Origin of the sequence: Hamadaea sp. NPDC050747 (assembly GCF_040654195.1) — a bacterium.
In the GTDB taxonomy this organism is placed as follows: Bacteria; Actinomycetota; Actinomycetes; order Mycobacteriales; family Micromonosporaceae; genus Hamadaea.
Genome location: NZ_JBFAHM010000021.1, coordinates 78,924 through 91,053 on the forward strand (window position 1 = coordinate 78,924; position 12,130 = coordinate 91,053).

At 70.7% G+C, this 12,130-nt stretch carries 13 protein-coding genes; 6 read left to right on the forward strand and 7 right to left on the reverse strand.

Annotated features, from left to right (window positions below; translation table 11 throughout):
* Positions 1-31 precede the first annotated feature (31 nt).
* Together AB0H43_RS36575 and AB0H43_RS36580 are read right to left on the reverse strand one after the other, a co-directional pair.
* The gene (locus AB0H43_RS36575) at positions 32-991 is read right to left on the reverse strand and encodes an aldo/keto reductase (RefSeq protein WP_360007526.1); all 960 of its coding nucleotides are present in this window, start codon (positions 989-991) and stop codon (positions 32-34) included.
* A 46-nt stretch (positions 992-1,037) separates the two neighbouring features.
* Positions 1,038-2,069, reverse strand: a complete 1,032-nt coding sequence (locus AB0H43_RS36580; protein WP_360007529.1) for a hypothetical protein — start codon at positions 2,067-2,069, stop codon at positions 1,038-1,040.
* 97 nt (positions 2,070-2,166) lie between these two features.
* Between AB0H43_RS36580 and AB0H43_RS36585 the strand changes: the two genes are divergently transcribed.
* From AB0H43_RS36585 to AB0H43_RS36595, 3 genes are read left to right on the forward strand one after another with little or no spacing between them, the layout of a single operon-like run.
* Positions 2,167-2,556 (forward strand): GntR family transcriptional regulator, encoded by a 390-nt coding sequence (locus tag AB0H43_RS36585; RefSeq protein ID WP_360007532.1) that lies wholly within the window; start codon positions 2,167-2,169, stop codon positions 2,554-2,556.
* Positions 2,553-3,437: an ABC transporter ATP-binding protein gene (locus AB0H43_RS36590; protein ID WP_360007535.1), complete on the forward strand. Its 885-nt coding sequence runs from the start codon at positions 2,553-2,555 to the stop codon at positions 3,435-3,437. The genes AB0H43_RS36585 and AB0H43_RS36590 overlap by 4 nt, the downstream gene beginning before the upstream one ends.
* On the forward strand, positions 3,434-4,432 hold the full coding sequence (locus AB0H43_RS36595; RefSeq protein WP_360007538.1) for a hypothetical protein: 999 nt from the start codon (positions 3,434-3,436) through the stop codon (positions 4,430-4,432). The genes AB0H43_RS36590 and AB0H43_RS36595 overlap by 4 nt, the downstream gene beginning before the upstream one ends.
* A gap of 19 nt (positions 4,433-4,451) precedes the next feature.
* Here the strand turns inward: AB0H43_RS36595 and AB0H43_RS36600 are convergent, their stop codons facing one another.
* Together AB0H43_RS36600 and AB0H43_RS36605 are read right to left on the reverse strand one after the other, a co-directional pair.
* Positions 4,452-5,645, reverse strand: coding sequence for a sigma-70 family RNA polymerase sigma factor (locus AB0H43_RS36600; RefSeq protein ID WP_360007562.1), 1,194 nt, complete (start codon positions 5,643-5,645; stop codon positions 4,452-4,454).
* A gap of 66 nt (positions 5,646-5,711) precedes the next feature.
* On the reverse strand, positions 5,712-6,059 hold the full coding sequence (locus tag AB0H43_RS36605; RefSeq protein WP_360007541.1) for a YciI family protein: 348 nt from the start codon (positions 6,057-6,059) through the stop codon (positions 5,712-5,714).
* Between the two features lie 235 nt (positions 6,060-6,294).
* On the opposite strand from AB0H43_RS36605, the gene AB0H43_RS36610 reads away from it, so the two are divergent.
* Together AB0H43_RS36610 and AB0H43_RS36615 are read left to right on the forward strand one after the other, a co-directional pair.
* Positions 6,295-7,455: an endo-1,4-beta-xylanase gene (locus AB0H43_RS36610; RefSeq protein WP_360007544.1), complete on the forward strand. Its 1,161-nt coding sequence runs from the start codon at positions 6,295-6,297 to the stop codon at positions 7,453-7,455.
* 71 nt (positions 7,456-7,526) lie between these two features.
* A complete protein-coding gene (locus tag AB0H43_RS36615) occupies positions 7,527-8,087 on the forward strand; it encodes an isoprenylcysteine carboxylmethyltransferase family protein (protein ID WP_360007547.1) in 561 nt (186 codons plus the stop codon).
* Between the two features lie 6 nt (positions 8,088-8,093).
* On the opposite strand, the gene AB0H43_RS36620 is transcribed toward AB0H43_RS36615, so the two are convergent.
* Together AB0H43_RS36620 and AB0H43_RS36625 are read right to left on the reverse strand one after the other, a co-directional pair.
* Positions 8,094-9,554 (reverse strand): NADH-ubiquinone oxidoreductase-F iron-sulfur binding region domain-containing protein, encoded by a 1,461-nt coding sequence (locus AB0H43_RS36620; RefSeq protein WP_360007549.1) that lies wholly within the window; start codon positions 9,552-9,554, stop codon positions 8,094-8,096.
* Positions 9,551-10,441 (reverse strand): hypothetical protein, encoded by an 891-nt coding sequence (locus AB0H43_RS36625; RefSeq protein ID WP_360007552.1) that lies wholly within the window; start codon positions 10,439-10,441, stop codon positions 9,551-9,553. Before AB0H43_RS36625 ends, AB0H43_RS36620 begins: the two co-directional genes overlap by 4 nt.
* A gap of 264 nt (positions 10,442-10,705) precedes the next feature.
* Between AB0H43_RS36625 and AB0H43_RS36630 the strand changes: the two genes are divergently transcribed.
* Positions 10,706-11,152: a hypothetical protein gene (locus AB0H43_RS36630; RefSeq protein ID WP_360007554.1), complete on the forward strand. Its 447-nt coding sequence runs from the start codon at positions 10,706-10,708 to the stop codon at positions 11,150-11,152.
* 54 nt (positions 11,153-11,206) lie between these two features.
* Here the strand turns inward: AB0H43_RS36630 and AB0H43_RS36635 are convergent, their stop codons facing one another.
* Positions 11,207-11,935, reverse strand: coding sequence for a dienelactone hydrolase family protein (locus tag AB0H43_RS36635; protein WP_360007556.1), 729 nt, complete (start codon positions 11,933-11,935; stop codon positions 11,207-11,209).
* Positions 11,936-12,130 lie beyond the last annotated feature (195 nt).

The following is a 12,130-nucleotide window of genomic DNA, read 5'->3' on the forward strand; positions in this document are numbered from 1 at the left end:
GGGAGCGGCGAGCTCCCCTCCTGAAGGGCCGTCACGGCTGGGCGTAGGGGTTCGCCCAGTCGGACCGGTCGACCGCGGTCAACCGGTCGAGCTGCTCGTCGCTCAGTTTCAGCGCGACCCCGTCGAGAGCACTGTCGAGCTGGTGGAGTTTGCTGCCGCCGAGCATCGGCCGGAGACCCCGGCTCACCGACCAGGCCAGCACCACCTGGCCTCGGGCGGCTCCCGTCTCGGCGGCCACCTCGTCGAGCACCGCCAAGCGGGCGGCGTTGCCCGGATGGGCGTACACCTCGGGAATCTCCTTCTCCGGGTTGTCGTAGGCCCCCGACAACAACGGCGTGTACGCCCAAACCTCCAGGCCGTGTTCGCTCGCGTAGTCGGCCTGCTCGTCGCTGAGTACGCCGAACCGGTGCGCCACGCCCGGCGGCAAGGTGCCCGGTCGGGGGCGCAGGTAGGTGGCGTTGAGTTGCAGCGCGTCGAACGGCCGCGCGCCGATCGACTGGGCGTACGCCCGGCCTCGTTCGATCAGCCAGGCCGGGTGGTTGGACACGCCGAACCGGTCGGCGGGCAGGCCGGCGAGCGCGCCGACGGTGTCCTCGATGGACACCGACCGGTCTTCCTGATGCAGCCACAGCAGATCGACCCGGTCGACGCCCAGCCGATCGAGGCTGCCGGCGAAGGCCGCCTGCACCGCGTCCGGCGACAGTCCTTGGCGACGGTTCGGCCAGGAACCGGGTTCGAGCGGTTCGGCGCCCAGTTTGGTGGCGATCCGGACCTGGTCGCGTACGCCGGGGCGGGCGGCCAGCCAGCGGCCGAGCAGCCGTTCGCTGTCGCCGCCGTGCCCGGTCTCGCTGGCCCAGAAGGAGTAGCAGTCCGCCGTGTCGATCCAGGTGCCGCCGCGCTCCACGAATCGGTCGAGCAGGGCGAACGACGTGGTCTCGTCGACGGTGGTGCCGAACATCATCGCCCCGAGCACCAGAGGGGTTTCAGTCATACCGACGACCTTGGCACCTGGAGCGCGCTCTAGGTCAAGCGCACTCTTACTGCAGGTCCACGTGGAACGGCGTACCCGGACAGGTCGGGCAGACGAAGATACGCAGGGAACCGTAGCGCCCGACGATGACGCCTGTCGGCTCCTGGATGGTCAGCCGATCCGGGTGCTCCCAGGTGATGTGCCGCTCCTCGACCGGCCGCCACCGCTCGTAGGAGTCGCCGTCGAACTCACTCGAAGCGATCGTCAGCAGCAGGTTCGTCGGCCCGTCGCACTCCGGGCACGGTGTGGGCAGCAGATCCGTCACGTTCCACGTGGCGTACCCGCCGACCTTCCAGCCGGGCGCCATGACCAGATCCTGGTAGTCGTGCTCCCACTCGTCGACCCGCTCGGCGAGGACGGCCGGCAGCTCATCCGGGTACGGGTACTCGACGATCTGCTCGGGGTGCACTCGGCACGGCTCCGGCAGGTAGTCGTCTTCGTCCACGTCGCCGGTGGGCGGCTCGGTCAGGACGTCGGTGATGTCGGCCTGACGCCGCCAGTAGAGCCGCACAGCCGGTCCGGTCAATCCCTCCTGCGCGTGCTCGAACGGGCACCACAGCACTTGGAGCAGGTCCGCGCCGTCCGGGCGAGGCAGGTCCGGGACGTCGTCGGCACGCAGTTGCGCCACCGGAACCAACGGCGTCGCCCCATCCCGCGTACGCGGTTCCCATCGATGGCCGACCACGGGTCCGCCGCCGCTGCTGCCATAGCCGACAAACCCAGGACCGACGATGCGTCCGATCTCCTTGTTCAGTTCCATCTCGCCGGGCGCCATCACGTGCGCCTGCACGCGCTGCCTCTCCAGCACGCGCAGGCGATCGATCAGCTCCGGCGGGATCGGCACGTCCGTCATCCCCATGTGCGGATCGCCGCACGTCGGCCAGGGTTCGGCGGCGGGCCACAGCAGCGGGCCGCCGATGTGGCTGTCCACAATCTCCACGTCACCGGGTCGAGGATGGAGCCGGGTGGCCGTACGCCCCAAGGCGCGCAGCTCGGGGAAGGTTGCGAGGACGTCGATCGGCGGGGTGGGCGTCTGCACGTTGGAAGCGTAGAACCAACCGGCCGATCGTGGGGCTTGACGCCCACCGGGGGCGTATTCCTATAGTACTAGCTAACTAGTGAAACGAGGCGTCACGATGATGGAGTTCCACCTCGACGGCCGGTCCGGGGTAGCGCCCTACCTGCAACTGATCCAGCAGGTCCGGCGCGCCCTGCGACTGGGGCTGCTGGTCGAGGGGGATCGGCTGCCGACCGTCAAGGAGGTGGTCGCCAAGGTGGCGATCAACCCGAACACGGTCTCCAAGGCCTACCGCGAACTCGAGTACCAGGGGCTCGTCGCCGCCAAGCCCGGCGTGGGCACGTTCGTCGTCCGCACCCTGGCCGACGAGTCGGTGGCCGCGCACGAGTCGCTGCGTCAGGAACTTCAGGCGTGGCTGGACAAGGCCCGCGCCGCCGGGTTGGCCGACGAGAGCATCGAGGCCCTCATCGCGACCACGCTTCGTACCCCCACGGAGGAGTCCAGATGACCGAACCCGCGCTCAAGGCAGTGGGTCTGACCAAACGGTATGGGCGGCACCTCGCCCTGTCCGGCTGCACTCTCGACATCCCGGGCGGGCGGGTCGTCGGGCTCGTCGGCCCGAACGGCGCCGGCAAGACCACGCTGCTCCAGCTGGCGGCCGGCATGCTGGTCCCCACGGCGGGCTCCATCGAGGTCCTGGGCGGCCGCCCGGCCACCGGCCCGGAGCAGCTGGCCCGGGTCGGCTTCGTCGCCCAGGACACCCCTACCTACGCCAACCTGTCCGTCGCCGAGCACCTCCGCTTCGGCGCGTCCACGAATCCGCGCTGGGACCAGGCGACCGCCCAGGAGCGCATCACTCAGCTCGGGCTGAACCCGCAGCAGAAGGCGGGCCGGCTCTCGGGCGGTCAGCGGGCGCAGCTCGCCCTGACGCTGGCCATCGCCAAGCGGCCGGACCTGCTGATCCTCGACGAGCCGGTGGCCAGCCTGGACCCGATGGCCCGCCGGGAGTTCCTCAAAGGACTGATGGGCTTCACCGCCGAAAACAAGGCCAGCGTCATCATGTCCTCGCATCTGGTGTCCGATCTGGAACGTGTCTGCGACTACCTCGTCGTGCTGGTCACCTCCCAGATCCGCGTCGCCGGCGACGTGGACGACCTGCTGGCCGGCCACTTCCGGCTCAGCGGCCCGCGACGCGACCGCACCGACCTGCCCGACGGCGTACAGGTCATCGAGGAGAGCCACGTCGAGCGGCAGTCGACCTTCATCGTCCGCGCCGACGCCCCGATCGACGACGGTTCCTTCACCGTCGACCCGCTCAGCCTGGAAGACCTGGTCCTCGCGTACATGGCGCAGGCCACGACCCAGCCCGCCGAGGAGGCCGTCCGATGATCTGGTTCACCTGGCGCCAGGTCCGGTCCCAGACCGTGATCACCGCCGCGATCCTGGCCGCGTTCGGTGTCCTGCTGCTCGTCACCGCGAGCACCATCACCGACTTGTACGCCGAAGTAGCCGCCTGCGACGGCGATTGCGCCAACGTGGTGTCCACGTTCCTCGCCCGGTTCCGCGCCAGCACCGCGTTCCCGGCCTACCTGGCGGCGGTCGGCGCCATGTATTTGCTGCCGGTGCTGTTCGGCCTCTTCGGGGGCGCTCCCCTGATCGCCCGGGAGCTCGAGACCGGCACTCATCGTCTGGTGTGGAACCAGTCGGTGACCCGGACACGGTGGCTCGCCGTCAAGCTCACGGCGGGCGCGGGGCTTGCCGTCGTCTCGACCGGACTGCTCAGCTGGGCGGTGACCGCTTGGTCTCAGCGGGTCGACTCCGCCTCCCAGGACCGGATGATTCCGCTGCTGTTCGGCTCGCGAGGAGTCGTGCCCGTCGCGTACGCGTTGTTCGCCTTCCTGCTCGGTGTCACCAGCGGCATGCTGCTGCGGAAGACGGTTCCGGCGATGGCGTCGACCCTGGCGCTCTACGTGGGCGCGGTCGTGGCCATGCCCCTGGTGGTCCGGGCACACCTCGTCGCACCGGCGCACGACACGATCGCCTTGACCGCCGAGAACGTCCAGGGGCTGTCGCTGAGCCCCAGCAGCGGCCGGATGACCGTCGTCGGGGCGGAGAGCGAGAGCGCCTGGACCGTCGGCAACAAGACCATCCTGCCCGACGGCAGCACCTTCACCGGCCCCGCCGACCTCTCCGCCTGCGGCCCCGACGCCTCCCCGACCAAGTGCAAGGAGTGGCTCGGCTCGCTCCATCTGCGGCAGGACCTGCTCTACCACCCGGACAGTCACTTCTGGCCATTGCAGTGGGCCGAGGCCGGGCTCTTCGTCGGTCTGGCCGTGCTGCTCGGCGCGTTCTGCTTCTGGTGGGTCCGCCGCCGGATCGTCTGACCAGCCGAACGACCGGAGGCTACTCGCCGAGGTTCATGCGGACCTCGGCGAGCCGCCGGGTCAGGAAGTCCCGCTCGACCTCGTTGTCGGTCAGCGCCAGCGCTTCGGCGTACGCCGACGCCGCCTCCGGCCAGCGTTCGAGGCGACGAAGGAAGTCCGCCCGTGCCGCGCTGAGGTATCCGTAGGTCGCCAGCGCCGGTTCGCCCAGCAACGGATCGAGCGCAGCGAGACCGGCCGCGGCCCCGTCGCGCAGGCCGACGGCGACCGCCCGGTTCAACGCCACGACCGGCGACGGCCACAGCGTCCACAGCACGTCGTAGAGCCCGGAGATCTCGGTCCAGTCGGTCGCCTCCCAAGTCGGCGCCTCGGCGTGGACGGCGGCGATCGCCGCCTCGACGGCGTACCGGGTGGGGCGGCGGCGTAGCGACGCGGCCAGCAGCTCCGTCGCCTCCGCGATCTCCTCGCGATCCCAGCGGGCCCGGTCCTGATCCGGCAAGGCCACGAATCGACCCTCGTCGTCGAAGCGTGTCTCCCGTCGGGCGTCGCTGAGCAACATCAACGCCAGCAGTCCGGCGACCTCGTCGCGGTCCGGCAGCAGCTCGCGGACGAGCCGGGTCAGGCCGATCGCCCGGTCGACGAGGTCCTGGCGGACGAGCTGGGTGCCCGTCGGCGGCGTATGCCCGGTCGTGAACAGCAGATGCAGGACTTCGAGCACGGCGCCGACCCGAGCCGGCAGCTCCTCGCGACCCGGTACGCGATAAGGAATGCGCGCGGTGGCGATCTTCTTCTTGGCGCGGGAGACCCGGGTGGCCATGGTCGGCTCGGCCACCAGGAACGCACGCGCCACTTCAGCGGTCGACAGTCCGCAGAGCAGCCGCAGCGTCAGTGCGACCTGCGCCTCCCGTGCCAGTGCCGGATGACAGCAGGTGAAGATGAGCCGCAGCCGGTCGTCGTCGATCGCGTACCGCTCGGGCGCCTCCTCCGGGCCGGGCACCGTGTCCGGCACCACCAACGACGGCAGTACGCGGCGCAGCGTCGACTCGCGGCGCAGCAGGTCCAGCGCGCGATTCCGGGCGACCGTCGTCAGCCAGGCGCCGGGCCGGGCCGGGATGCCGTCGTCGGCCCAGGACCGCAGCGCCTTGGCGTACGCGTCCTGCGTGCACTCCTCGGCCAGGTCCAGGTCACGGGTGAGCCGCACCGTGGCGGCGAGCACAGCGGCCCACTCGCCACGATGCGCCTCGGCCACCGCCGCGGCGACCTCAGTCGTTCCCACGGCCGCTCAGACGACCGGCCGGATCTCGACGCCGCTGTGCCCGGCGTACACCTCGGGCAGCAGGGCGGCCAACGCGGTCGCCTCGTCGAGGTCGGCCGCCTCGATCAGGTAGTACCCGCCGAGGACCTCCTTCGTCTCCAGGAACGGCCCGTCGGTCGTCGTCATCGCACCGCTGTCATCGGAGCGCAGCGTAGTCGCAGTCGCCGCGTCGGCCAGCTGCTTGCCGCCCAGCGAGCGTGCGCCCGCCGCCGCCTGGAACTCCCGGTGCTTCTGGTCATGCGCGGCCCACTCGTCGGGAGACATGCCCGCCCACTTCTGCTCGTCGCCGTAGATGAGCAGCAGATAATTCGCCATGGTGCCATCCTGCCTGTCCGGCCCCGGTCGAGGCCTCTCACCATGACGACGAACGACCGCCGCCGGACTTACCGGCCAGGCCGAAATCCCTGCCGGCGCTGTCGGTATCGACGCCTGTTGACGCGACAGCGGGACCGCCGTTATATTCGCCGAAACTTTCCGGAAGCAGACTGAAACATCTTCGCCATCCTTCCGGAACTACTCATCCGCATCGTTCGGCCTGGGAGGTCGAAGCATGAGAATGCGTAACCTGCTGCTCGCCGGGGCCGCGGTCATGGCCACCGTGCTGACCGCCGGCACCGCCACCGCGTCCGGCGCCCTGTCGGACCGCACCCGGCCGCCCGCGGACTCGCTGCGGGCGCTCGCGTCCGGCGTCAATCTGCGGATCGGCACCGCGGTGACCCCGTTCGAACTGGACAACCCGGCGTACGCGCAGATCACAGGCGACCAGTTCGACTCGGTGACGCCCGGCAACGAGATGAAGTGGGAGACCGTCGAACGGACCCGGGGCGTCTACGACTGGTCGGCCGCCGACCGGCTCGTCAGCTTCGCCCAGCAGCACCGGCAGCTCGTCCGGGGCCACACGCTCGTCTGGCACAACCAGTTGCCGGGCTGGCTCACCAGCGGCGTCGCCGACGGCAGCATCGACGACGTCGAACTGCGGGCACTGCTGCGCAAACACGTCATCGACGAGGCCACACACTTCAAGGGCAAGATCTGGCAGTGGGACGTGGCCAACGAGTTCTTCGCCAACGCGTGGGACGCGGACCCGCTGCCCAGCGGCATCAACGGCGACAACTTCTGGGTCGCCCACCTGGGCGAGGGCATCCTCGCCGACGTCTTCCGCTGGGCGCACGAAGCCGACCCGAAGGCGCTGCTGGTCTACAACGACTACAACATCGGCGGCGAGGACGGCACGAACGCCAAGGCCGACGCCGTGTACGCCTGGGCGAAGAGCATGCTCGCGCAGGGGGTGCCGATCCACGTCATCGGCAACCAGGGGCACCTCGACACCCAGTACGGCTTCTCCGGTCCCCGGCTGACCGCCGCCCTGGCCCGGTACGCCAGCCTCGGCGTGAAGGTCGCCATCACCGAGGCCGACGTGCGTACCTTCGTCGACAACGCCACCGACCAAGTGCCGACGTCCAACCTGGCCCTGTTCGCCCAGCCCTACGAGTACGTGCAGATGCTGCGGTCCTGCCTCGAGGTGAAGGAGTGCATCTCGTTCACCGTGTGGGGCTTCGGCGACGCCAACTCCTGGGTGCCGGGCTGGTTCACCGGCGAGGGGTACGCCTGCATCTACGACGTCAACCTCAACCCGAAGCCGGCCTTCACCGATCTGCAGCAGGAGCTGCGGCTGGCGAGCGAGGGCGCGCCCCGGCGAACCGGGCGGTGATACCCGCGCTGCCCGGCCGGCCGAGTGGGCCGGTCGGCCGGGCAGCGCCGGATCGGCACTAGGGTGTGGGCGTGACGCAGGTGCTGGTGGTCGTCTCGGGGCTGCTGTGGTTCGCCTTCGAGGTGCGGCAGAGTTTCCGGAGCCGGGGCGAGGCCGTCGCCGACGACCGGGGCAGCCGCCTGCTCGTCCAGCTCGCCGCCGTCGCGGGCGCGTTCGCGGCCGTCGGCGTGACGAGGAATACGCCGGGCCGGGTGCTCGCGACGATCCATCCCGCCGTGGCGTGGCTCGGCCTGGTCGTGCTCTGGTGCGGAGCCGGTCTGCGCATCTGGTGCTTCCGTACGCTCGGCCGCTACTTCACCTTCACGGTGCTGACCACCGACACCCAACCGGTCATCGAGTCCGGCCCCTACCGGCTGCTGCGGCATCCGAGCTACGCGGCCACCCTGCTGGTACTCCTCGGCCTCGGCACCTTCTTCGCCAACGGCTGGGGGCTGCTGACCCTGGCCGCTGTCGCGTTCGGCGGGCTCGCGTACCGGATCCACGTCGAGGAACGGGCCCTGATCGCCGCGATGGGCGACCGCTATCGACGGTTCGCCGCGACCCGCAAACGCGTCATCCCGTTCGTCTGGTGAGGGTCGTCAGTTCTTGCTGAGCCGCAGGGCCAGCGCCGGGCACATCGCGACCGCCTTCCACGCGCCCGGTCGCAGCCACGGCGGCACCGCCGTATCCGGGAAGGCGGGGAAACCGTTGGCGTCCAACCGAATCAGCTCGGGCACCACGTGCGCACACAGGCCGTGGCCGTCGCAGCGGGTCCAGTCGACCGTCAGCCGGCCGCCGGTGGCGTCGTCGCCGGGAATCGGCAGGATGCCCTTGACCGGGTTCCCGCAGCCGTCGCCGTCGAGGTGAGCGGCCAGATCGTCGGCGAAGGTCTCCAACGCGGACACCGCGAACCGGGAAGTCCCGTCCGGATGGCTGCACGCGCCACGGCCGCGAACCGCGCCGGCCGCTAGGCGTACCGTGTCGCGGGCCGCCGCTCCCCCGCCGACCGTCAGCGACGTCAAGGCCCGCGCCACATCCGGCAGGCCCATCCGGCACGGTCCACATTGCCCGGCCGACTCCCCCGCCAGGTACTGCACGACCCGCGCCGCCTCGCCGAGCGCACAGGTGTCGGCGCTCAACGGCAGGATGACGCCCGCGCCCAGCACACCGCCGACCGCCGCCAGGCCCTCGCGGGAGACCTGCGCCGATCGCGCCGCCCGCGCGGTGATCCACTTTCCGTGGAATCCACCGACGAGTACGCCAGGACCAGCGAGTACGCCGCACAGGTCGAGCACGTCCGCGAGCGGCGTGCCCAGCGGAACCTCGACGACGTACGGCGTGGCGACCGCACCGCCGACGGTCAGCAACACCGTCCCGGGTTCGGCGGCGGTGCCCAGGCGGCTGTAACCGTCCGGCCCCAGGCGCGCCGCCATCGCCAGCTGGGCGTAGGTCTCCGCGTTGGACAGCAGGGTCGGCAGGCCGCGTACGCCGGAGTCGCTCGCCCGGGTCTTGCGGCCGGGCGGGATCGGCACCTCGCCGTTGATGCCCCGGACCAGCGCGCCGCCCTCGCCGGAGATGAACCGGTGCGGCACGGCGACGACCTGGGTCGCCGCCGGCATGCTCCGCTCGGCGAGCGCGGCCAGCACCGATCGGCTGCTGACCCCGTCGTCGGCGACGCCGATCACGATCTCGGTCGCGCGCAAGGCGTACGCGGCCAGGGCGGCGCCGTCGAGGATCAGCTGCGGCGCCCTGGCGAGCAGCATCTTGTCCTTCCAGCTCGCCGGCTCCCCCTCGGTCGCGTTGACCACCACGACCGTGCCCGCCCCGGTACGCCGGGCGGACGCCACCACCGCCCGCAGCTTGCGGGCGAACGGGAACCCCGCTCCGCCCCGGCCCCGCAGCTCGATCAGTTCCGCGAGGTCGGCCAGGTTGTCCAGGGACAACGGCCGCAGAGCCCCGTGCACTTCGTTGTGCGTACGCAGGTCGAGGCGATGGAGCCGGTCGAGCCCGGCGGTCAGCCGTCGCGGGCCGATGACCGCGACCTCGGGCAGTGTCCTCATCGCAGGTCCTCGCCGCGCAGCACGGCCCAGTACTCGTCGTCGGAGACCGTCTCGAAGGCCTTGCGCCGCCGAGGCGCGACCGGCGGAGCCGCCCGTGGGGCGACTGGCGGGCCGGCCGGCCGCACTGTCGTGAGTGGAGCGACCTGGACCGGTTCGCGGACGGTACGCCGCTGGACCGGCGGTGGAATCTCGGCCGGGATGCGCGGCAGTGAGCCCGTGGTCTGCGCCTTGGGCGTCGTCCGCAGCCGGCGGCCCCACGTGACGCTGAGCCGGACCAGCAGCCCGGCCCCGACGAGCAGCACACAGACCACATAGCTCACGGTGACCCAGGTGGCCGCCGAGCGACCGGAGGTCAGCCCGTGCACGATCGCCATCGGCCAGGCCAGGTACGCGCAACTGTGCACGACGCGCCACACCCACGGGTGCGCGAAGTCGGCGAAACGACCCCGGATCGCGCCCGTCCACGCGGCGGCCGCCAGCCCGTAGCCGGACAGCGTCCCGAGCCCGATCACGGCGGTGTGCTTCGAGGCCAGGAAGGGCAGCACGACGTCGAGTACGCCCGCGTGCGCCTCCATCACCTTCACGACGACATGGCAGCCGAGGAAGACGACGGCGGCCGACGCGGTCGACCGATGCGCCGCCTGCAGCAGGACGCGGTGGCGGACGAGCAGCACCAGGCGATCGGTCGCGGCCAGCCCGGCCATCACCGTGACGGACAGCGCCACCAGGCAGAAGACACCGGCGTAGAAGTCGAGCAACCGGTGGCAGAGACCGAGGACGTGCTCACCCGGCGGCGTGAACGCGGCCGCCAGCAGCAGCACGACGGCCGCCGCCAGCGCCCTGCGGCCCGACGGCCGGCCGGGCCGACTGCGAAGTGCGTTCGCCATTGCACCCAGTCCCCTGGTGTGTGACGTGCAATCCCTCGATCATTTGTCTTGTGCGGCACCGTCGTACGGTCCGCCCGCGCCCCAGACGGACGATCCTGGTAGGTCGTCCGGATGACTTTCTATCCCCGTTGGGAGGAGAACTCAAGAGCGCCCGTGTCGCCGATTCGTCACGCAGCGTCCACACTCGCGCCCCGAGCCAGCGTGATCTGGCTCGGCGGGGTAAATTGTCGACCCCTTGGCACCGCGATAAGGAGCGCAATCACCATGCATTCCACCCTTTCCGACGTCCTGCTCGCCGACGGTGCGCGCGAGCGCGTCGCCGCCGACTGCCAGGCGCTCGTCGAGCAAGAGCTGGCCGCCAAGTCGGGGGTCTCCGCCGGCGCGCTCAAGGTCGCCTACAAGGTGGTGACGACCGTCGCGCCCGGCTACTACCGCACCACGGTCGAGAAACTGGTGCCCAAGCTGATGCAGCAGCTTCAGCCGTTCTGGACCGACTTCCACGCCGCCGGTGGCGGATCCTTCGGCGACTACCTGGCCAAGCGAGGTGACGAAGTGTCGGAGGCGCTGCTGGCGGTCACCGACGACCTCGCCGGAGGTTCCCCGCGCGGTGCGGTCGTCAAGGCGTACAAGGCGGTTCGCTCGAGTGCGGGCAAGCACATCGAGGCCGCCCTCCCGGCGGTCGGGACGCTCGTCGAGAAGTACGCGGGCTGACGTTCACGTCCGGGCGGCGCGCTTCCCCTTTCCGCGCCGCCCGAACGCTGTCCGTTACGCGGTCCGGGCCAGGAACGCCTTCACCCGGTCGAACGCGTCCGCCGCGGCCTCCTCGTGCCCGGCGTCACCGAAGTGGTCGTGCTCGAAGAAGCCGTGCGGCTGCCCGGGATACACCACGATCTCGTGATCCTTGCCGGCCTCCGCGAGCGCCTTCTCGAACGCGGCCGCGACCGTCGGCGGCACAGGCTTGTCCTCCCCGCCGAACAGGCCCAGCACTGGAACGCGTACGCCGGCCACGAAGTCGTCGGGCAGCGCCGGATCGTGCCCGATCGCCCCGTGCCACGGGCAGAACGCGATCGCACCCGTCAGCCCGAGATCCTCGGTCGCCGCGTGCAGCGCCTCGGCGCCGCCGAAGCAGAACCCCAAGGTGTACGCCGGACCGTCCCCATCGAGATGGGCCAGCGCCGCGCGTACGTCGTCGATGATGTCGGCCCGCCGAAGCTGGTCGACGTGCGGATCGTTGTCGAAGTCCTCGCCGCGCGGCCCGGTCCCGGCCGTACGCCCGAAGTAGTCCACGGCGATGACGACCGCCCCGGTCTCGGCGAACCGGCGAGCGAGGTCGCCGACCGCGGGGCGCAGGCCGCCGACGTCCGGCAGCAAGACGATCCGGGCGCCGGTGGGGTGGGCCGGCTTCGCCACGTAAGCCCCGAAAGTGCTGCCGTCGGCGCTCGTCAGGACGATCTCGTCGAGCGGCGGGACAGCAGGAGATTCCTCATAACACACGCGCCATGTCTAGCGCGATTCCCGAAGATGACCAAGACCATTTCCCGTCGCCGTCTCCTGTCGGGTTGATCCAGGCGAGAAACGGCTGCCAGGACGACCATTTCTCGCCTAGATGTTCTGCCCACTCAGGTTGGGAACACGGCTTGCGGGTGGCCGACCGCCGAGTGCGGTGTGTGCTCGGTGATGGTTGTACAT